The sequence below is a fragment of the Kitasatospora sp. NPDC096128 genome (assembly GCF_040303105.1).
Taxonomy (GTDB): Bacteria; Actinomycetota; Actinomycetes; order Streptomycetales; family Streptomycetaceae; genus Kitasatospora.
The window spans coordinates 158,293-177,086 of the sequence record NZ_JBEOSP010000012.1; the positions used below are offsets into that span (position 1 = coordinate 158,293).

The 18,794-nt window shown below is 74.6% G+C and carries 21 protein-coding genes; 14 read left to right on the forward strand and 7 right to left on the reverse strand.

Annotation, left to right across the window (positions count from 1 at the left end):
* Positions 1-48: 48 nt before the first annotated feature.
* The 5 genes from ABTY61_RS16305 (at position 49) to ABTY61_RS16325 (ending at position 2,715) form a co-directional block, all read left to right on the forward strand.
* Positions 49-309, forward strand: coding sequence for an acyl carrier protein (locus ABTY61_RS16305; protein ID WP_350505640.1), 261 nt, complete (start codon positions 49-51; stop codon positions 307-309).
* 1 nt (position 310) lies between these two features.
* On the forward strand, positions 311-766 hold the full coding sequence (locus ABTY61_RS16310) for an SRPBCC family protein (RefSeq protein WP_350505641.1): 456 nt from the start codon (positions 311-313) through the stop codon (positions 764-766).
* Between the two features lie 32 nt (positions 767-798).
* The gene (locus ABTY61_RS16315; RefSeq protein WP_030287701.1) at positions 799-1,092 is read left to right on the forward strand and encodes a TcmI family type II polyketide cyclase; all 294 of its coding nucleotides are present in this window, start codon (positions 799-801) and stop codon (positions 1,090-1,092) included.
* 311 nt (positions 1,093-1,403) lie between these two features.
* Positions 1,404-1,886 carry a hypothetical protein gene (locus ABTY61_RS16320; protein WP_350505642.1) on the forward strand — a complete coding sequence of 161 codons (483 nt, stop codon included), beginning with the start codon at positions 1,404-1,406 and terminating at the stop codon, positions 1,884-1,886.
* Positions 1,887-2,022: 136 nt separating this feature from the next.
* On the forward strand, positions 2,023-2,715 hold the full coding sequence (locus tag ABTY61_RS16325) for a class F sortase (protein WP_350505643.1): 693 nt from the start codon (positions 2,023-2,025) through the stop codon (positions 2,713-2,715).
* Between the two features lie 63 nt (positions 2,716-2,778).
* Here the strand turns inward: ABTY61_RS16325 and ABTY61_RS16330 are convergent, their stop codons facing one another.
* A complete protein-coding gene (locus tag ABTY61_RS16330; protein WP_350505644.1) occupies positions 2,779-3,813 on the reverse strand; it encodes a methyltransferase in 1,035 nt (344 codons plus the stop codon).
* Positions 3,814-3,851: 38 nt separating this feature from the next.
* Positions 3,852-4,943, reverse strand: a complete 1,092-nt coding sequence (locus tag ABTY61_RS16335; RefSeq protein WP_350505645.1) for a right-handed parallel beta-helix repeat-containing protein — start codon at positions 4,941-4,943, stop codon at positions 3,852-3,854.
* A gap of 296 nt (positions 4,944-5,239) precedes the next feature.
* Here ABTY61_RS16335 and ABTY61_RS16340 point away from each other — a divergent pair, with 296 nt between their 5' ends.
* The gene (locus tag ABTY61_RS16340) at positions 5,240-6,181 is read left to right on the forward strand and encodes a deoxyribonuclease IV (RefSeq protein ID WP_350505646.1); all 942 of its coding nucleotides are present in this window, start codon (positions 5,240-5,242) and stop codon (positions 6,179-6,181) included.
* 91 nt (positions 6,182-6,272) lie between these two features.
* A complete protein-coding gene (locus ABTY61_RS16345) occupies positions 6,273-8,393 on the forward strand; it encodes an MMPL family transporter (protein ID WP_350505647.1) in 2,121 nt (706 codons plus the stop codon).
* Positions 8,394-8,490: 97 nt separating this feature from the next.
* On the opposite strand, the gene ABTY61_RS16350 is transcribed toward ABTY61_RS16345, so the two are convergent.
* Positions 8,491-8,709 (reverse strand): hypothetical protein, encoded by a 219-nt coding sequence (locus ABTY61_RS16350; protein ID WP_350505648.1) that lies wholly within the window; start codon positions 8,707-8,709, stop codon positions 8,491-8,493.
* Positions 8,710-9,108: 399 nt separating this feature from the next.
* On the opposite strand from ABTY61_RS16350, the gene ABTY61_RS16355 reads away from it, so the two are divergent.
* The 7 genes from ABTY61_RS16355 to ABTY61_RS16385 all read left to right on the forward strand — a co-directional run bounded on the left by ABTY61_RS16355 (position 9,109) and on the right by ABTY61_RS16385 (position 16,020).
* Positions 9,109-10,539, forward strand: a complete 1,431-nt coding sequence (locus ABTY61_RS16355) for an amino acid permease (RefSeq protein WP_502895331.1) — start codon at positions 9,109-9,111, stop codon at positions 10,537-10,539.
* 88 nt (positions 10,540-10,627) lie between these two features.
* Positions 10,628-10,816 (forward strand): YegP family protein, encoded by a 189-nt coding sequence (locus ABTY61_RS16360; protein WP_350505650.1) that lies wholly within the window; start codon positions 10,628-10,630, stop codon positions 10,814-10,816.
* Positions 10,817-10,927: 111 nt separating this feature from the next.
* Positions 10,928-12,184, forward strand: coding sequence for a glycosyltransferase family 4 protein (locus ABTY61_RS16365; RefSeq protein ID WP_350505651.1), 1,257 nt, complete (start codon positions 10,928-10,930; stop codon positions 12,182-12,184).
* Positions 12,181-13,404, forward strand: a complete 1,224-nt coding sequence (locus ABTY61_RS16370; protein WP_350505652.1) for a glycosyltransferase — start codon at positions 12,181-12,183, stop codon at positions 13,402-13,404. Before ABTY61_RS16365 ends, ABTY61_RS16370 begins: the two co-directional genes overlap by 4 nt.
* Positions 13,379-14,263, forward strand: coding sequence for an SGNH/GDSL hydrolase family protein (locus ABTY61_RS16375; protein WP_350505653.1), 885 nt, complete (start codon positions 13,379-13,381; stop codon positions 14,261-14,263). Before ABTY61_RS16370 ends, ABTY61_RS16375 begins: the two co-directional genes overlap by 26 nt.
* 139 nt (positions 14,264-14,402) lie before the next feature.
* Positions 14,403-15,578 carry an NUDIX hydrolase gene (locus tag ABTY61_RS16380; RefSeq protein WP_350505654.1) on the forward strand — a complete coding sequence of 392 codons (1,176 nt, stop codon included), beginning with the start codon at positions 14,403-14,405 and terminating at the stop codon, positions 15,576-15,578.
* Positions 15,559-16,020: a DUF6188 family protein gene (locus tag ABTY61_RS16385; RefSeq protein WP_350505655.1), complete on the forward strand. Its 462-nt coding sequence runs from the start codon at positions 15,559-15,561 to the stop codon at positions 16,018-16,020. The genes ABTY61_RS16380 and ABTY61_RS16385 overlap by 20 nt, the downstream gene beginning before the upstream one ends.
* Before the next feature lie 84 nt (positions 16,021-16,104).
* On the opposite strand, the gene ABTY61_RS16390 is transcribed toward ABTY61_RS16385, so the two are convergent.
* The 4 genes from ABTY61_RS16390 to ABTY61_RS16405 form a co-directional block, all read right to left on the reverse strand.
* Positions 16,105-16,479: a hypothetical protein gene (locus tag ABTY61_RS16390; protein ID WP_350505656.1), complete on the reverse strand. Its 375-nt coding sequence runs from the start codon at positions 16,477-16,479 to the stop codon at positions 16,105-16,107.
* Positions 16,480-16,565: 86 nt separating this feature from the next.
* Positions 16,566-16,961, reverse strand: coding sequence for a roadblock/LC7 domain-containing protein (locus tag ABTY61_RS16395; protein ID WP_350505657.1), 396 nt, complete (start codon positions 16,959-16,961; stop codon positions 16,566-16,568).
* A gap of 82 nt (positions 16,962-17,043) precedes the next feature.
* Positions 17,044-18,123, reverse strand: a complete 1,080-nt coding sequence (locus ABTY61_RS16400; RefSeq protein ID WP_350505658.1) for a hypothetical protein — start codon at positions 18,121-18,123, stop codon at positions 17,044-17,046.
* A gap of 94 nt (positions 18,124-18,217) precedes the next feature.
* Positions 18,218-18,601 (reverse strand): hypothetical protein, encoded by a 384-nt coding sequence (locus ABTY61_RS16405; protein ID WP_350505659.1) that lies wholly within the window; start codon positions 18,599-18,601, stop codon positions 18,218-18,220.
* Positions 18,602-18,794 lie beyond the last annotated feature (193 nt).

Sequence of the window (18,794 nt, forward strand, 5' to 3'; positions counted from 1 at the left end):
CCCCCTGACCCATCGCCCCCTGATCGACCGCCCTCGAAGGGAACCCCCGTGAGCAACACCCTCAGCTATCCCGAACTCGCCGCCCTGCTCCAGGCCCGGGCCGGCGTCACCGTCGCCCCGGGCGACCTGGAGCAGCCGGGCGCGCAGTTCGACGACTTCGGCGTCGACTCGCTCGGACTGCTCGGCGTCGTCGGCGAGTTGGAGAACCGGCACAGCCTCAAGGTCACCTCCGGAGCCGAGTCCGCCAAGACCCCGGCCGAGTTCCTGGAGCTGGTCAACACCTCCCTGTCCGCGAAGGCGGGTGCCTGAGATGCCCGGCCACACCGACAACGAGATCGTCATCAACGCCCCGGTCGACCTGGTCTGGGAGATCACCAACGACCTGGAGAACTGGCCGGAGCTGTTCAGCGAGTACGCCTCGGTCGAGGTGCTGGAACGCGACGGCGACCGGGTGCAGTTCCGGCTCACCATGCACCCGGACGAGAACGGCACGGTGTGGAGCTGGGTCTCCGAGCGCACCACCGACCGCTCCTCGCTCGCGGTCGAGGCCCGCCGGGTCGAACCCGGGCCGTTCGAGTTCATGGAGATCCGCTGGGAGTACGCCGAGGTCCCGGCCGGCACCCGGATGCGCTGGATCCAGGACTTCGCGATGAAGCCGACCGCGCCGGTGGACGACGACGGCATGGTCAACCACATCAACAAGAACTCCCGGATCCAGATGCAGCTGATCCGCGAGAAGGTCGAGAAGCGGGCGGCCGAACGGTGACCGGGACCCACCGCGCACTGATCGTCGCCCGGATGAAACCGGAGGCGGCCCCGGACATCGCCGAGGTCTTCGCCGACTCCGACCGGGGCGAGCTGCCGCACCTGATCGGCGTCACCGGACGCAGCCTCTTCCAGTTCGGCGACGTCTACCTGCACCTGATCGAGGCCGACCGCCCGCCGGGCCCGGCCGTCGCCAAGGTCCTCGGCCACCCGGAGTTCCGGACCGTCAGCGACCGCCTGACCGCCTTCGTCCAGGCCTACGACCCGGCCACGTGGCGCGAGCCGAAGGACGCCATGGCCCGCGAGTTCTACCGCTGGGACCGCTGAGCGCCGTCCCGCCCGACCCCGTTCGAACTGGGCCCGCCCCCGGCACCTGCGCCGGGGGCGGGCCCATGCGCACCTTCGTACCCGCACCCCTAGCACCCCGCACCGGATCCGAATCACCCGGATCGCCGGGGCACCCGGGTGAACACGCCCCGGACACCACCCGAAGGGCGCACTCTCCGCACCGGCGCTGCCACGCTCAGGTGGCAGGCGGCCCCACCGTGGTTGACGGTGGATCAGGCGCCACTGTTCGCGAGTCCCCTGACCGGCACCGTGCCGGCGGTCGCGGCCCTCGCGCCGGAAGGATCATCCTCATGCGTTCTGCACGCACGCTGCTCGCCGGAGCGGCCGTCGCCGCCGTCCTCACCGTCGGCACCCCCATGGCCTTCGCCGACGGCTCCTCCTCGGACCAGGGCAAGAACCTCACCTGGCAGGAGAAGCAGCCCGACAAGGGCGGCTCCGACAGCTCGAAGGGCTACGACGACAAGAAGTCCGGCGGCTCCGCCTCCGAGGAGCACAAGGGCTCCGAGAGCAAGGGCTCCGGCGAGCACAAGGGCTCCGAGAGCAAGGGCTCCGGCGAGCACAAGGGCTCCGAGAGCAAGGGCTCGGACGACAAGGGCTACGGGGGCAAGGAGGAGGAGCACACCCCGCACGGCGGCGTGCACACCGGCGGCGGCGGCCTGGCGCTGTCCGGCGGCGGCCTCGCCTCCGGCGCGGTGCTGCTGCTCGGCGGCCTCGGGGCCGGCGCGTACGCGCTGCGCCGCGGCCGCCGCACGACCGGCGCCGCCGCCGTCTGACGCGCGCCGCCGCCTCTGGGCGCCTCCCCCGGCCGGGGTGGGGCGCACGGGGGCGGCGGGCTGCTGCTGCACAGGCTGCTGCGGAACAGGCTCCTGACGCAGGCTCCTGACGAAGGACTTCGAGCGGAGGACAGGAATGACGGGCGGTCCCGGCTCCGGAATGCCCAGGCTGCTGCGCGGCGGGATGGGCGCGGCAGCGGTCGGCCTGCTGCTGATCTACAACTCGGTGGACACCGGGCCCGCCGAGGACCAGGCGGCCGGCCAGGCCGCTCCCCCGGCGGCCGCCGCCCCCGCCGTCCCGGGCCCCGCGGCGGCCACCGGCAACGCCCCGGCCTCGCCCGCCGCACCGGGCTCGCCGGCGCTCAAGCGGTCCAAGCCCACCCGGCTGCGGATCCCGCAGATCGCCGTCGACGCCCCCTTCACCGAGCTCACCCTCAACCCGACCGGACAGCTCAACGCGCCCCCGCCGGACGACAAGAACCTGGTCGGCTGGTACCGCGACGGCGTCACCCCGGGCGAACGCGGCAGTTCGGTGGTCGCCGGGCACGTGGACACCACCAAGGGCCCCGCGGTCTTCCTCCTCCTGAGCCTGCTGCTGCCGGGCAACAAGGTCGAGGTGAGCCGCGCCGACGGCACCGTCGCCGTCTTCACCGTCGACGCGGTGGAGACCTTCGCCAAGAACGCCTTCCCCGACAAGAAGGTCTACGGCAAGACCCCGGACGCCCAGCTCCGGCTGATCACCTGCGGCGGCACCTACGACAAGAAGCGCCGGGACTACCTCGACAACGTGGTCGTCTTCGCCCACCTCGAGTCCTCCCACAAGGCCTGAGCACCACGACGGCCGCTGCTCCCCGAGGAGTCGGGGAGCAGCGGCCGTCGGTGTGCGGGCGGGTCAGGCCCGGACGGTGGCCTCGAAGGCGTGGAGGTAGGGGTTGACGGGGCGGACGGCGGCGACGTCGAGGCCGGCCTCCTCCATGAGGTGGACCATGCTCTCCTCGGAGTGCTTGGCGCCGCCCACGTTGAGCATCAGCATCAGGTCCATCGCGGTGGTGAAGCGCATCGAGGGGCTGTTGTCGACCAGGTTCTCGACCACCACGACCCGGGCGCCGGGGCGGGCCACCGCGACCACGTTGGCGAGGGTGCGGCGGGTGCTCTCGTCGTCCCACTCCAGGATGTTCTTGATGATGTAGAGGTCGGCGCGCACCGGGATCTCCACCCGGCAGTCGCCGGGGACGAGGCGGGCGCGGGCCGAGAAGGCGCCGCCGTCGCGCAGGCGGGGGTCGGCGCCGGCGACGACCTTGGGCAGGTCGAGCAGGGTGCCGTGGAGGGCCGGGTGCTTGTCCAGCAGGCTGGCGAGGACGTGGCCCTGGCCGCCGCCGATGTCGGCCACCGAGTCGATGCCGGTGAGGTCCAGGTAGTCGGCGAAGTCCTGGGCGGACTGCCGGCTGGAGGTGGTCATCGCCTTGTCGAACACCTTCGCCGAGTCGCCGCCCTCGCTGTGCAGGTAGTCGAAGAACTCCTTGCCGAACAGCTCGGGGAAGACGTTGCGCCCGGAGCGCACCGCCTCGTCCAGCTTCGGCCAGGCCTCCCAGGTCCACGGCTCGGTGCACCAGAGGGAGATGTAGCGCAGGGAGTTGGGGGCGTCCTCGCGCAGCAGGCGGGACATCTCGGTGTGTTCGAAGCGGTCGTCGCCGGTCTCGGCGAAGATCCCGTAGCAGGTGAGGGCGCGCAGCAGGCGGCGCAGCTGGCGGGGTTCGGTGTCGAGCCGCGCGGCGAGGTCGGTGACGGTGGCCGGGGTGTCGCCGAGCACGTCGGCGACCCCGAGCCGGGCGGCGGCGCGGACGGCGGCGGCGCAGGCGGCGCCGAAGACGAGTTCGCGCAGGCGCATCGCGGCCTGGGGGGTGGGGTTGGCGGGTGCGGTGGTCATGGTCTGGTCCTTGTCGGTCGGGGACGTCAACGGGGGCGTCAGCAACGGCCGGACGGCTGGGAGACCGCGCAGGTGTTGCGGGCGTAGGAGTTGTCGGTGCCGGTGTCGCGGTCGGCGAGGTCGGCCGGGCCGTTGCCGCTCAGCCGGTTGTCGGCGATGGTCGCCCGGGTGTTGGGGATGCCGACGACGCTCTTGAAGAGGACGATGCCGCCCGAGAAGTCCGAGGCGCCGACGTTGTCGCGGACCTCGTTGTCGGTCACCCGGGTGTCCTCGGTGCCGGTGAGCACGATGCCGGCGCCCTGGATGGCGCCGAGGCGCGGGTTGGCCGGGCAGAACTTGTTGTTGGCGACCACCTTGTTCCTGCGGACGTCGAGGTCCCCGGCGCGGGGCACGCCCTCGTCGCCGACCACGAAGACGCCGCTGCAGTTGCCGCTGATCTCGTTGCCCTGCACGGTGAGCACCCGCAGCCGGCGCACGGTGACGCCGACCCGGTTCCCGGTGAGCACGTTGCCCGCGACGACGGTGCCCCCGGTGTCGGGCGCGCCGCCCTCGCGGTAGGCGTAGTTGGCGAGGAAGACGCCGGACTGGCCGTTGTCGACGGAGCGGTTCGCCACGATGGCGGCCTTGGTGGACATCTCCTGGCTGATGCCCTGCTGGGCGTTGTCGTGGACGTAGGTGGCGCGGACGGTCAGACCGGTGGTGCCGCTGGCGTCGATGCCGTTCTTGCGGAAGCCGGTGACGGCGAGCGCGTCGACGGTGACCCCGGGCAGCGGGGCCTGCTCGGTGCCGACCACGCAGACGCCGTGCCCGGCGGTGGCGCAGGCGTTCTCGGTGCCGTCGCCGGGGGTGATCACGGTGGACGGCCCGGCGCCGCGCAGGGTGAGGCGGGGGGTGGTGATGCGGACGCTGCCGCGGTAGGTGCCGGCGAGGACCTGGACCGTGTCGCCGGGGGCGGCGGCGTCGACGGCCCGCTGGATCGATTCGCCGGGGTGGACGAGGTGGAGGGTGCCGTCGGCGGCGTGGGCCGCGGGCGCGGCGGCCAGGGTGGTGAGGACGGTGGTCAGGGTGGTGGTCAGGGCGGTGGCGGCGGCGGTGGCCGCGGCGAGGTGGTGGACCCGACGCGTGGGCATGAGTGGTGACCTGTCTTTCGGCGCGCGCGGTGTGGCGGTGGGCGCGGTGCTCGGCTGTGGGAGGGGCGGTGGGACGGTCCGACCCGGTGTGTGCGGGTGGTGACGTTCGGTGAGTGCGGCCGAGTCGACGGTACGGTCGCCCCCCGAGCGCCGCCACCAGGGCTGGGCTGCCGGACTGACGGGGCGTCGGCCACTGGTGGGACGCTCCGGCGTGGCGTGCGTACCCGGCGGCTGTCACCGGCGTGCGGACGGGCCCGCGCGCCGTCGCCGTCCGGGCCCGTGACATGCTCGGAGTCATGAGCACCACGCCCGGACCGTCCCCCGCCGCCCGCCGCAACCCGATCGGCGCCCACGTCCCGGTGGCCGGCCGCGGCCTGGCCGGTACGGGCCTGGCGTACGCGAGCCGGGTGGGCGCCGAGACGGTGCAGGTGTTCGTGGCCAATCCGCGCGGCTGGGCCACGCCCGCCGGCAACCCGGCGCAGGACGAGGAGTTCCGTACGGCCTGCGCCGAGCAGGGCATCCCGGCCTGGGTGCACGCGCCGTACCTGATCAACTTCGGCTCGGACAACCCGGCCACCCGGGAGCGCTCGGCCGACTCGCTGCGGCACTCGCTGCACCGCGGCCACGCGATCGGCGCGCTCGGCGTGGTGCTGCACACCGGCTCGGCGGTCGGCACCGCGCCCGGCGGCGGTTCGCGCCGGGCCGAGGCGATGGCGCAGGTGCGCGCCGACGTCCGGCCGCTGCTGGACGAGCTGGACGCGCTCGGCGACGACGCGCCGTGGCTGCTGCTGGAACCGACCGCCGGCCAGGGCAGCTCGCTCTGCTCGCGGCTGGAGCAGCTGGCCGAGTACGTGGAGGCGCTGGACGGGCACCCCAAGGTCGGCGTCTGTCTGGACACCTGCCACGCCTTCGCCGCCGGGCACGACCTGGCCGCCCCCGGCGGGGTGACGGCCGCGCTGGACGCCCTGGCCTCGGCAGCCGGACCGGGCCGGCTGCGGCTGATCCACGCCAACGACTCGGAGGACGTGGTCGGCGCCCGCAAGGACCGGCACGCCAACATCGGGGACGGGATGATCGGCGCGGAGCCCTTCCGCGAGCTGTTCGAGCATCCGGAGACGGCCGGGGTGCCGCTGCTGGTGGAGACCCCGGACCGCAAGCACGGCGGGGACGGCACCGGGCACGCGATGGACATCGCGGTGCTGCGGGAGCTGCGCGAGCGGGCGGCCGTGCCCGTCTGACGGTCCCCGTTCGGCGGTCGTCCTCCGGAGCTGCCGGTCGGGCGGGGCGGTGGCAGGCTGGAACGAGTCACTGCCACCTGGGGGTGGATGCATGTCCACGACTCGGAAACTGGCCGCGCTGCCGTGCGGGCACCGCAGCAAGTGGGTGGTGCTGGCCCTGTGGCTGGTGCTGCTGATCGCGCTGGGCCCGCTGGCCGGGAAACTGATGGGCGCCGAGGACAACCAGGCGTCCAGCTGGCTGCCGGGCAGCGCCGAATCCACCCGGGTGCTGACCGAGCAGCGGGCCTTCCAGCCGGTGGACACCGCCCAGGCCGTCGTCGTCTACCAGCGGACCGACGGCATCACCCCCGACGACCGGGCCGAGGCCGCCCGCGAGGCCGTCCGGTTCGCCACCGTGCCGCACGTGGTCGGGCCGGTGATCGGCCCGGTGCTGTCCGCCGACGGCCGGGCCATGCAGACCATCGTGCCGATCGACGTCGGCAGCAACGGCTGGAACGACCTCAAACCGGCCGTGGACAGCCTGCGGCAGACCGCGGCCGCCAACGGCCACGGCATGACCACCCACGTCACCGGCCCCGGCGGGATCGCCGCCGACCAGGCCAAGGCCTTCGCGGGCATCGACAGCTCGCTGCTCGCCGCCACCATCAGCGTGGTGATCGTCCTGCTGCTGCTCACCTACCGCAGCCCGGTGCTGTGGCTGCTGCCGCTGCTCTCCGCCGGCGGCGCGCTGACCGTCTCCCAGGCCTTCATCTACCTGCTCGCCGAACACGCCGGGCTGACCGTCAACGCGCAGAGCGCGGGCATCCTGATCGTCCTGGTGCTGGGCGCGGGCACCGACTACGCCCTGCTGCTCACCGCCCGCTACCGGGAGGAGCTGCGCCGGCACGAGGACCGGCACGAGGCGATGGCGTACGCCCTGCACCGGGCCGGGCCCGCCGTACTGGCCTCCTCGGCCACCGTGGTCGCCTCGATGCTCTGCCTGCTGATCGCCGAGATGAACTCCACCCGCGGCCTCGGCCCGGTCCTGGCGATCGGCGTCGTGGTCGCCCTGGCGGCGATGCTGACCCTGCTGCCCGCGCTGCTGGTGATCGTCGGCCGCTGGGTGTTCTGGCCGGTCCGGCCGGCCTACGGCACGCCGGAGCCGACCCGGACCGGCCGCTGGGCGCACGTCGGCGCCTGGATCGGGCGGCGGCCGCGCAAGGTGTGGGTCGGGACGGCGCTGGCGCTCGCGGCCTGCTGCGTCGGGCTGGTCTCACTGAACGCCAACGGGCTGAGCACGGCCGCCTCCTTCACCGGCAAGCCGGACTCGGTGGTCGGCCAGCAGGTGCTGGAGCAGCACTTCCCCGGCGGGACGGGCGCGCCGCTCACCGTGCTCTCCGCCGCGGCCGGCGCCCCGGCCGTACGAGCCGCCGCGCAGTCCACCGCCGGGGTGGCGGCCACCTCGCCGCCGGTGGTGCGCGACGGGCGGGCGCTGTTCCAGGCCACCCTCACCGACCCGCCGGACAGCCAGGCCGCCAAGGCCACCGTCGACCGGGTGCGCGCCGCCGTGCACGCCGTACCGGGTGCCGACGCCCGGGTCGGCGGGAACACCGCCGTCATCCTGGACGCCGGGCGGGCCGCCGGGAACGACAACCGGGCGATCATCCCGCTGGTCCTCGGCGTGGTGCTGCTGATCCTGGCCGTACTGCTGCGGGCCGTCACGGCGCCGCTCGTACTGATCTCGACCGTGGTGCTGTCGTACGCGGCGGCGCTCGGGATCAGCTCGCTGTTCTTCACGCACGTCTTCCACTTCCAGGGCGAGGACAACGCCTTCCCGCTGTTCGTCTTCGTCTTCCTGGTCGCGTTGGGGATCGACTACAACATCTTCCTGATGACCCGGGTGCGGGAGGAGTCCGCCCGGCACGGCACCCGGCAGGGTGCGCTGATCGGGCTGTCCGCGACCGGCGGGGTGATCACCTCGGCCGGGCTGATCCTGGCCAGCACCTTCGCCGTCCTGGGGACGCTGCCGGTGGTGGGACTGGCCGAGATCGGCTTCGCGGTGGCGCTCGGGGTGCTGCTGGACACCCTGGTGGTGCGCTCGGTGCTGGTCACCGCGCTGACCATGGACCTGGACCGGCACATGTGGTGGCCGGGGCGGTTGTCGCGCCGTTCGTCCGACGCGGTGACGGCGGAGCGGAAGGGGCCGGAGGGGCCCGGGGCCGGAGGAACGTGAGCGCCCGGGGGACGTGTCCGGGACGGACGTGAGCCCGGGAACCGCTGTGGCGGTCCCCGGGCTCACCCCTCAAACGACGACCGACTGGTCAGGCGTTTCAGCCGCTGATGGAGTCGTCCTCGGTGTCCGAGTGGACGTTGAGCCAGCTGGCGTGCGGGCCGAACAGGCCGACACCGGCCGAACCCGACTCCAGGCTCTGCGCGGTCGACGAGTGCGACGCGCTGAAGGCCATCGCCGGGGCCGGCGCGGCGAGCGCGGCGGCACCGGCCACGGCGGCGATCACGGCGAGCTTGCGGATGTTTCCACGAAGCGACATCAGATGTCCTCTGGTCCGATTCTGGTCCCTCGACCCGCCTCCGGGAACGGCCGGTACGGCCGCCGGGCAGGCCGGGCGACGCCCCTCCGGGAGGCGCCGGGGCAACGTTTGCACACGAATCCGCGGCCGCCATGCGCGCCGCAACCACGCTGCGGCATCCGGGTGACGCATCTCCCCCGACCGGACGAACACGGTCGTACGCGTGCATAGCCGGTCGAACGGCCGCTCGGGACACGCCGGACGAGCGCCCGTCCGGACGGCCAGCGACCGCAAGTCTTGCGGTGATCGGCCGGGCTGGATGAACAAATCCCACCGATTTGGTGCGAGGCGCCGCCCGGTCCGAGCATGAACGGTCGCTCCACCGAGCGCGAGCAGGACCACGAAAGGCGCACCACCCTCATGCAGAGCAGCCCGGCCGTACCCCGGCAGGCGACCCGACCGAGCGGCCCGACCGGCCCCGACCCGGTCGACCCGGCCCAGGTCACCCCCGAGCCCGCGAAGAACGGCCGCTTCGGGCTGCCCGTCGCCACCGCCCTGGTGATGGGCAACATCATCGGCGGCGGCATCTTCATGATCCCGGCCGCCGTGGCACCCTTCGGGACGGTCAGCCTGCTCGCCTTCGTCGTCATCACCGTGGGCTCGATCGCACTGGCGCTGGTCTTCGGGCAGCTGGCCCGCCGCAACCCGCGCACCGGCGGTCCGTACCTCTACGCCCGCGAGGCCTTCGGCGACTTCGCCGGCTTCCTGTCGGCCTGGTCGTACTGGATCACCGCCGTGGTCAGCAACGCCGCGCTCGCCGTCGCCGCCGTCGGCTACCTGGACGTACTGCTGCCGATCCACCACGACCTCACGCTGGAGATCATCGCCGCGCTGGCCCTCCAGTGGCTGCCCGCGCTGGCCAACCTGGCCGGCACCCGGTACGTCGGGGCGGTCCAACTCGTCTCCACCGTACTGAAGTTCATCCCGCTGCTGCTGATCTCGGTGGGCGGACTGTTCTTCTTCGACCCGAAGAACATCGGGCCCTTCGACGCCGGCGGCCAGGGCTGGACGGGCGGCATGACGGCCGCCGCGGCGATCCTGATGTTCAGCTACGTCGGTGTCGAGTCGGCCGCGATGAGCGCCGGCCAGGTCCGCGACCCGGAGCGCAACGTCGGCCGGGCCAGCGTCCTCGGCACCAGCGGCGCCGCGGTCGTCTACCTGCTGGGCACCCTCGCCGTGTTCGGCACCGTCGCGCACCAGCAACTGGTCGACTCCACCGCGCCGTTCTCGGACGCCGTGAACGCCATGTTCGGCGGCACCTGGGGCGGCACCGTGATCGCCGTCGCCGCGCTGGTCTCGATGACCGGCGCGCTCAACGGCTGGACCCTGCTGGCCGCCCAGGCACCGTACGCGGCCGCCAAGGACGGGCTGTTCCCGGCCGCCTTCGGGAAGGAGAAGCGCGGCGTGCCGACCTTCGGCGTGCTCGTCAGCGTCGCGCTCGCCTCGGTGCTGACCATCGCCAACTTCGCCAGCGGCGCCAAGGGCGCGTTCGACGTGCTGGTCCTGATCACCACCTTCACCGCGGTCGTGCCCTACCTGCTGTCCACCGCCGCCCAGCTGTACTGGCTGGTCCGCGGCGCCACCGACAAGGTCAGCAGCGCCCACCTCGTCCGCGACGCCGTCCTCGGCCTCGGCGCCTTCGCCTTCTCCATCTGGCTCCTGGCCGGCGCCGGCTACGCCGCCGTCTACCAGGGCGTGCTGTTCCTGTTCGCCGGCATCCTGGTCTACGTCTGGCTGGCCGGCCGCCGGCCCCGACCGACCGACACCACCGCCGCCCCCGAAGCCGCCTGACCCGAACGCCCCGGTCGGCGGGCGGGCCGGCGGGACGGGGCCTAGGTTGCGGTGCCAGGGGGCCATCGAGCGAAAGGCTGTTGAGGGCATGGCTGGAAGGTTCGAGCTGTACACGGACGAGAGCGGGATGCACCGGTTCCGGCTCAAGGCGAGCAACGGGTCCGTCGTGGTGACCGGTGACCCGCAGGAGAGCAAGGACGACTGTCTGAGGAGCATCGAGTCGATCCGCAAGCTCGCGCCGTACGCGGAGCTCAAGGAGACGGCCGGCTCGGCCTGAGGCGGCAGCTGGGACGACACGCGGGTCGGCGGTGCAAATCGCCGACCCGCGTTCGCTTGTACGACAGATCCCTTTGGCCGGGTGCACGCCGTGCGCGGAGACAACACAGGCATGCGCGTCGCCATCGTCACCGAATCCTTTCCTCCCGAGGTCAACGGAGTCGCCCACAGCGTGCTGCGGACGGCCGAGCACCTGCTCCGCCGGGGCCACCAGCCCCTCGTCGTCACCCCCGCACCGGCGCGGGGCTCCCAGTGCCCGCCGCAGACCTTCGGCTCCGGCGCCGACGCGGAGCGGATCCCCGTCGTGCGGATCCCGTCGATGCCGCTGCCCGGGTACCCGCAGGTGCGGATCGCCCTGCCGAGCCGGCAGTTGGCGGCCGCGCTCGCCGGGCACCGGCCCGACCTCGTCCACCTGGCCAGCCCCTTCGTGCTGGGTGCGCGCGGCATGCAGGTCGCGGCGCGGCTCGGCGTGCCCGCCGTCGCCGTCTACCAGACCGACCTCGCCGGGTACGCCCACGCCTACCGGGCCGGACGGGGGCTCGGCGAGGCCGCCGCCTGGCGGCGCATCCGGGCCGTGCACCGGGCCGCCGCACGCACGCTGGCGCCGTCCACCCCCGCCGCCCAGGACCTCACCGCGCACGGGGTGCCCCGGGTCCAGCTGTGGCCGCGCGGGGTGGACTCGGTGCGCTTCCACCCCCGGCACCGGGACGAGGCGCTGCACCGGGCCCTCGCCCCCGGCGGGGAGGTGCTGGTCGGCTACGTCGGGCGGCTCGCGCCGGAGAAGCGGGTCGACCTGCTGGCCGCCGCGTCCGCGCTGCCCGGGGTGCGGGTGGTGGTGGTCGGGGACGGCCCCTCGGCGCCCGGCCTCAAGGCCTCGATGCCCGGCGCGGTCTTCCTCGGACGCCGCACCGGCGCGGAACTCGCGCGATGTTTCGCCACGCTCGACGTGTTCGTGCACACCGGCCCGCTGGAGACCTTCTGCCAGACCATCCAGGAGGCGATGGCCAGCGGCGTCCCCGTGATCGGCCCGGCCGCCGGCGGCCCGCTCGACCTGGTCGCCCACCACCGCACCGGACTGCTGGTACCGCCCCGGGACGGCGCGGCGGTCGCCCGGGCGGTCGCCGAACTGGCCGCCGACCCGGCCCGGCGGGCCGCGTACGGCCACGCCGGGCGGGCCGAGGTGGCCGCCCGGACCTGGGAGGCGGTCGGGGACCTGCTGCTGCGGCACTACGCCGAGGTGCTGGCGGAGCACCGGGGGGTGGGGGCGGCGGTGGCGGCGGATGTGGCTCCGGCTTCCGTCGAACCGGTGCTGCCGGTGTCGCCACCGGTGCCGGTGGTGCCCGCCCTGCCGGAGGAGCTGCCGGCATGACGCCCCTGCCCCGCCGCGGACCGCTGACCATCGTGCGGCTCGCCAACTTCGTCACCCCGGTCTCCGGCGGCCTGCGCACCGCACTGCGCCACCTGGGCGCCGGGTACCGGGCCGCCGGACACCGGCCGGTGCTGATCGTGCCCGGCGAGCGGCGCTCCGAGGAAGAGACCGAGCAGGGCCTGGTGGTCACCCTGCCCGGCCCGGTGCTGCCGGGCAGCGGCGGCTACCGGCTGCTCGCCGACCGGCGCGCGGTCGCCGCCGAACTGACCCGGCTCAGCCCTGACCGGCTGGAGGTCTCCGACCGTACGACCCTGCGCTGGACCGGCGGTTGGGCCCGGCGGCACGGCGTCCGCTCGGTGATGGTCTCGCACGAGAGCACCACCGGGCTGCTGCGCACCTGGGGCGCTCCCGGCCCGCTGGCCGTCGCGGCCGCCGACCGGCTCAACACCGCGACGGCCCGCGCCTACGACTCGGTGCTCTGCACCACCGACTGGGCGGCGGCGGAGTTCCGCCGGATCGGCGCGCCCAACCTGGTCCGGGCACCGCTCGGGGTCGACCTGGCCGCGATGCGTCCGCTGCCCGCGGCCGGACGGGCGGCGGCACGGGCCCGGTACGCGGCGCCCGAGGACGTGCTGCTGGTGCTCTGCTCCCGACTCTCCGCCGAGAAGCGGCCCGAGCGCGCCGTCGAGGCGCTGGCCCGGCTGCGTGCGCGCGGACTGCCCGCCGTCCTGGTGGTGGCCGGGACCGGACCGCTGCGGCAACGGCTGGCCGCCCGGGCCGCGCGACTGCGGCTGCCGGTACGCTTCCTCGGCCACCTGAACGGGCGCGCGGAGCTGGCCGCGCTGCTGGGCAGTGCGGACGTGGTGCTGGCCCCCGGCCCGGTCGAGACCTTCGGGCTGGCCGCGCTGGAGGCCCTGGCCTGCGGCACCCCCGTCGCGGTCAGCCGCTCATCCGCGCTGCCCGGGCTGATCGGGCTCGCCGGGGTGGCCGCCGTCGACACCGGAGCCGGATTCGCCGCCGCCGTCACGGAGTTGCTGCGCCGACCGGAGGCCGTCCGGCGGGCCGCCGCCCGGGCCCAGGCCGAACGGTACGGCTGGCCCGCGGCGGTGGCGGCCTTCCTGGCCGCACACGGAGCACGGAGCACGGACGCGACCGAAGAGGTACGGAACTCCGATGCCCTGGAGGGTGGTTGGGATGAGCATGCTGGACGCCGAGCCTGACCGGACGGCGGCGGACCGACCCGCGGCAGGCGAACTGCTGCGCTTCGTCGCCCTCGGCGACTCGCTGACGGAAGGCGTCGGGGACCAGGTCGGCGAGCAGTGGCGCGGCTGGGCCGCCGTCCTCGCCCGGTCACTGGCGCCCGAGGAGCAGGCCGTCGAGTTCACCAACCTGGCGTACAGCGGCGCCCTGACCGCCGACTTGACGACACGTCAGCTACCGAAGGCGCTGGCCCGCCGGCCCCACCTGGCGGCGGTCCTGGTCGGCGGCAACGACACCCTGCGGGCCGGCTTCGACATCCGCCGCACCACCCTGGAACTCGATGCCACCCTCGGCGAACTGTCCGGCCACGGCGCCGTACTGCTGACCGCCTGCCTACCCGACCCCGGCACCCTCCTCCGCCTGCCCGCCCCGCTCGCCCGGCCGCTCGCCCGACGGATGCGCGCCGTCAACACCGTGGTGCACGCCCTCACCGCCCGGCACCGGGCGGTACACCTGCACATCGCCGAACTCCCCTGGTACGAACGGCGACAGCTGCTCAGCGTGGACCGCCTCCACCCCAGCACCGAGGGGCACCACCTGATCGCCCGCCGGTTCCACGAACTGCTCACCACCCGGGGACACCCCCTCGGCCCGCCACCCGCCGCCGAACCCGCCGAACCACCGCCCGGCCTCGCCGCCGACCTCTGGTGGATGGCCACCCGCGGCACCCGCTGGGTCGCCGCCCGCAGCACCGACCTCCTGCCGGGCCTGCTCGCCCTCGCCGCCGTGGAGGGCGCCGCCCGCCTGCGCGGATCGAGCGCACGCCACGACGAACAGATGGCCCGCGCGGCCGCCCAGGCCCTGGCCTCCCTCGGGTGACGGCGGTTCGACGGAGGTGGGGGTGGGGCTGCGTCATCGCCGGGCGGTGGGCCGCTCGGCGGGGGCCGGTCGGGGGGTGGGAACCATCGGGTCTGCGGGGATGTCGTCCCCGGGAGACGAGTCGGTGGAAGGAGCCGGGGTGCAGGCGTCGGATGTGACGGGGCGGGAGACTATGGCGGCGGCCGGGGTGTTGTTTCCGGACGGGGACGGGCGGGTGTTGGTGGTGCGGCTGCCGTACGACCGGAAGCATCCGGTGGCGGTGCCGGGTGGTGGGTGGGAGCCCGCCGACCGGTCGCCGCGGGAGACGGCGTTGCGGGAGATCGCCGAGGAGTTGGGGTTCACCCCCCGGCTGGGGCCCTTGGCGTGCGTCGACTGGGCGATATCCCCGACCCGGCCGCCGATCGTGGCGTACCTGTACTGGGGCGAGCCGCTGACGGCAGAGCAGGTGGCCGCGATCCGGCCGGACGCGGCGGAGGTCGGCGGGTGGGTGTGGCTGACGGCGGAGGAGGCCGGGCGCGCCCTGCCGCCGCGGCTGTCCCGGCGGGTGACGGCCTGTCTGCGGGCGCCGCGGGCGGACGGGCCGCTGGAGCTGGAGGACAGCCGGCCGGTCGGGCACACCCTGCGGGTGCTGCCCGCCGAGGGGCCCGCCCCCGAGTACACGGGGCTGGCCGCCGTGCCCGGGTCGGCGCTGGGGGTGCCGGCGGTGCGGCCGCCGGAGCCCCCGATGGACCGGGGCACCTACTACGCCACCCGGCCGAGGATCCGGGCGAAGGCGCGGGCGCTGTTCACGGACGGGGACGGGCGGGTGCTGCTGGTGCGGCTGCAGCCGTGGGACGGGCCGCGCGGGCTGGTGCCGTACTGGACGCTGCCGGGCGGCGGGGTGGAGGCGGACCGGGAGACGCCCCGCACGGCGGCGCGCCGGGAGATCCGGGAGGAGCTGGGCTGGGAGGTCGAGCCCGGGCGGTTGCTGGCGCTGGACTGGCAGCCGGGGACGGCGGCCGGCCCCGGGGCCGATCCGGCGACGGGCCGGGACACCGCCGTGCTGGTGTACGTGTACGACGGCGGCACGGTGACCGAGGAACTGCTCGGCACGATCGCGTTGCAGGAGCAGGAGCTGGTGGAGTGGCGGCTGTGCGACCCGGGCGAGGCGCGGGCGCTGCTGTCCGGGCCGTCCTGGGACCGGGTGGCGGCCGCGCTGGCGGCACGGGAGCGGGCGGGCGGGCCGGTCGAGCTGGTGCGCGGACGGCCGGTCGGTCCCGTGGTCGGGAACCGGTCAACCGGTGAAGACTGGGGGCATGCAGAACACGATCACTGAGGTGCTGGCCGGCCGTCGGGTCGAAGCGGTCAGCGGTGGGGTCCGGCTCGACCTGCGGCTCGACGGGCCGGTGACCGTACGGGTGGCGCACGAGTTCCGCTTCGCGGCGCCGTCGTTCACCGCGCCGGAGGAGGTCGAGCACTTCTTCCCTGCGCTGACCTTCCGGCCGACGCCCACCCTGCTGTCCCTGGTCGGCCGGACCGTCGGCGCCGCCCGGATCACCCAGGCCGGCGGCCTGGAGCTGGGCTTCGCGGAGGGCGGTGCGCTGTCCGTCCCGCCGCACGCGGTGCTCGCGCCGTGGAGCGTGCTGACCGCCGAGGGGGCGGTGTGCGCGGGGCTGGCCGGCGGGGAGGTCCGGTGGACGGAGCCGGGTGCGGCGGAGCTGGGTGCGGCGGGGCTGGGCGCGACGGGGCTGGGCGCGACGGAACCCGGCGGGGCGTGAGCCGCCGCCGGGGCTTCGTCCGTGGCACGGGGGCCGGGGCCCGGCCCGGCCCCGGGGTCGGGTCGGGGTCGGGCCCGGGCCTGGTCAGACCTCCAGATCGGCCTCGATCTTGATGAGCTGGTGGCGGGCCATCGCCAGGTTGGCGCGTCCCTTGTCCAGCGCCAGGTAGAGGAACAGGCCCTTGCCGGTGCGACCGGTGAGCGGGCGGATCAGGTGGTACTGGCTGCTCAGCGTGATGAGGATGTCCTCGATGCCGTCCTGGAGGCCGAGCATGTCCATGGTGCGCATCTTGGCGCGCACCACGTCGGTGTTCCCGGCCGCGGCGACGTTGAGGTCCAGGCCGCCGGGGCCGTCGAGGGTCGCGAGCGCCATGCCGCTGTTGTAGTCCACCAGGGCCGCGCCGATGGCGCCCTCGATGACGGTCATGGCCTGCTTGAGCGCGCCGGCTGCGTCGGTCATTCTGATCAACTCCTGTGGATCGGTTGGCGATTGGTGGGTGATGGTGGTTGGCGGGCGGGTCGGGCGGATGGCAGGGGCCGGGCGGGTCAGAGCGCGTCGCGCGGGTCCTTGGGCACCAGGGCGTCGTTGAGCAGCTCGGCGATGTGCCGGGCGCAGCGGCGGGCCTCCAGGTGGAGCCGGCCGACGTTGACCTCCGGGAGTGCCAGCAGGGTCAGCACGCAGCTGCCGCCGGCCGCGTAGGTGGCGACGTAGCCGTGCTCACCGCGCACCACCGACTCGCGGAACTCCCCCTGCCCGGTGGTGTCGGCGAGCCGCTGGGCGAGTGAGAGCGAGGCCGCCGTCATCGCGGCCAGACCCGAGGGTTCGGTCCCGTGGGTGTCGTGTGCGACCAGCAGGCCGTCCACGCTGGCCACCAGGCCGCCCGCGAGGTGCGGGACGCGACGTTTGACGGCGCGGAGTTCGGCGAGCAGCTCGGTCTCCAAGGCGATCAGTTGTCTCCTTCCGACACGCTGCTTGAGCGCCCGCCTCATGGCCGGGGCGACGGGGTCGCGGGCGGGGAGTGGCTCAAAGTCGGGCCTCCAGAAGGTCTCGGACCCGGGTCAGCAGCGCGATGTCCGGGTCGGGGACGGTCAGCGGGTGGGCCGCTGCCGTGGTGGGCGGTCGGTCGGAGCGCGTGGGGGCGGGGACTGCGGGGCGACCGGCGGGTACGGGGGCTACCGGGCCGGTGGTGACGGCGCAGGCGGGTGCGGGGCCCGCACCCGGGAGGTTGCGGAGGGTGGCGCCGGGGACCCTGCGGTGCAGGCCGCCACCGGGCCGGACGGGTACGGCGGCCGCCTGGACGGGTACGGCATCCGGTCGGGCGGGCGCAGCCGTCGTGGGTGCGGCAGTCGGGGGCGCAGCGGGCGGGGGTGCTGCGGGCGGCGCGGCGTGCCGGGGGGCGTCGAGCAGTCCGGCGGCGGCCAGGCGGCGGACGTCCGCCGTCACGCCGAAGCCGGAGCGGCCGAGCAGCCGGGCCAGGTCCGCCGGGGTTCTTCGGCCGTCGGCGTGGTCGAGCAGTTCGCGCCGGCGGCGGCCGGGTGGGCGGTGCGAGGGGCGCCGGGTGTGCTCGACCGGGCGCACCGGCGCGGTGTCGAGCTGCGGCCAGGGCCAGATCCGGTCGAGGAGTCGGCGTCGGCGCTCGACCTCGCGGCCGAGCCGTGCCGGGTCGACCGACGCGACCGGGCCCAGCCAGTGCCGGGCCTCGGGCTCGAACCGCCAGGTGCCGCCGGCCCGGTCGGCGAGGACGAAGTAGGCGGCGTCGAACAGCGTTCCCAGGTGGCCGAGTTCGAGTTCGCCGCGGGTGAGCAGCTGCCGTTCGACCAGCACCTCGCCGACCCGCCCCTGCGGGCCGTGGCGGTGCAGGAGGTCGGCCCACTCCTCGGGGGTGATCCGGCCGCAGCCGGTGAGCAGGTCGGCCAGGCCGGGTGCGCGCGGGGACTCGGCGGCGGCCACCTGGCCGTCGACCAGGTGGAGGATGCCGAGCGGGCCGCGCAGGGCGCCGGTGGCGCGGCGGGCTGCGAGCAGGGCGACGGCCTCGGCCGGGGTCCTCGGGGCGGTCGGCTCGACCTGGCCGGTCGGTTCCGCCAGGGGCGGCGCGGCGGTCATGCGGGCCACCGCCGGGGGGTGTCCTGGCCGGCCGGGCGCGGGGCGGGTGCGCGGTCGGCCGGCCGGATTGCGACGGTCGGTGCGGACCTCGTGTTCACCCCAGCACCAGTTCCTCGGCGAGGGCCTGGAGGCGGAAGCGGGCGACGGCGAGGTTGCCCGACTCGCGGTCGAGCCAGAGGTGCAGGACGAGGCGGCTGTCGAAGACGGTGTCGATGAAGCGGATCAGGTGGTAACTCCGGCCCGCGGTGACGATGATGTCCTCCAACGGGGATCGCCGGTTCTCCGCCACGGTGAAGGTCTGGCTCTCAACGGCCGCGCGTACCAAGTCGGTTGCCTCGGCTGCGGCGGTCTCGTGGTCGCCGACCGGGCTGTCGCCCAGGCTGCCGAGGGCGAGTCCGCTGCTCCAGTCGACCAGGCTCGCCGAGCGGGCTCCGGCGATCGCCATCGCTCCGGAGAGGCATTCGTCGATACCCGGCACACCGGCTCCTTCGAGGGGGGGGTCTGGGTGGCCGGGCGCAGCGCGACTCCGGCCGGATCGCCACCAGCAGTGGCTGGTTCGACACGGAAGGCTACTGCCGGATTCCGTATGACGAACATTCCAATGGCATATTCACACCAGGCGCGGCGAGTTCCAGCCAAGGTGTGATGCTGCATCAGGCCTGCCCGCACGG

Bases quoted from the DNA above. Each gene is read 5' to 3' on its own strand.
- ABTY61_RS16360 (WP_350505650.1), top strand. From the start codon at position 10,628: ATGGCTGGAAGGTTCGAGCTGTACACGGACGAGAGCGGGATGCACCGG.
- ABTY61_RS16400 (WP_350505658.1), bottom strand. From the start codon at position 18,123: ATGACCGCCGCGCCGCCCCTGGCGGAACCGACCGGCCAGGTCGAGCCG.
- ABTY61_RS16340 (WP_350505646.1), top strand. From the start codon at position 5,240: ATGAGCACCACGCCCGGACCGTCCCCCGCCGCCCGCCGCAACCCGATC.
- ABTY61_RS16370 (WP_350505652.1), top strand. From the start codon at position 12,181: ATGACGCCCCTGCCCCGCCGCGGACCGCTGACCATCGTGCGGCTCGCC.
- ABTY61_RS16345 (WP_350505647.1), top strand. From the start codon at position 6,273: ATGTCCACGACTCGGAAACTGGCCGCGCTGCCGTGCGGGCACCGCAGC.
- ABTY61_RS16390 (WP_350505656.1), bottom strand. From the start codon at position 16,479: ATGACCGACGCAGCCGGCGCGCTCAAGCAGGCCATGACCGTCATCGAG.
- ABTY61_RS16315 (WP_030287701.1), top strand. From the start codon at position 799: ATGAAACCGGAGGCGGCCCCGGACATCGCCGAGGTCTTCGCCGACTCC.
- ABTY61_RS16375 (WP_350505653.1), top strand. From the start codon at position 13,379: ATGAGCATGCTGGACGCCGAGCCTGACCGGACGGCGGCGGACCGACCC.
- ABTY61_RS16385 (WP_350505655.1), top strand. From the start codon at position 15,559: ATGCAGAACACGATCACTGAGGTGCTGGCCGGCCGTCGGGTCGAAGCG.
- ABTY61_RS16320 (WP_350505642.1), top strand. From the start codon at position 1,404: ATGCGTTCTGCACGCACGCTGCTCGCCGGAGCGGCCGTCGCCGCCGTC.
- ABTY61_RS16330 (WP_350505644.1), bottom strand. From the start codon at position 3,813: ATGACCACCGCACCCGCCAACCCCACCCCCCAGGCCGCGATGCGCCTG.
- ABTY61_RS16310 (WP_350505641.1), top strand. From the start codon at position 311: ATGCCCGGCCACACCGACAACGAGATCGTCATCAACGCCCCGGTCGAC.
- ABTY61_RS16350 (WP_350505648.1), bottom strand. From the start codon at position 8,709: ATGTCGCTTCGTGGAAACATCCGCAAGCTCGCCGTGATCGCCGCCGTG.
- ABTY61_RS16335 (WP_350505645.1), bottom strand. From the start codon at position 4,943: ATGCCCACGCGTCGGGTCCACCACCTCGCCGCGGCCACCGCCGCCGCC.
- ABTY61_RS16325 (WP_350505643.1), top strand. From the start codon at position 2,023: ATGACGGGCGGTCCCGGCTCCGGAATGCCCAGGCTGCTGCGCGGCGGG.
- ABTY61_RS16365 (WP_350505651.1), top strand. From the start codon at position 10,928: ATGCGCGTCGCCATCGTCACCGAATCCTTTCCTCCCGAGGTCAACGGA.
- ABTY61_RS16355 (WP_502895331.1), top strand. From the start codon at position 9,109: ATGCAGAGCAGCCCGGCCGTACCCCGGCAGGCGACCCGACCGAGCGGC.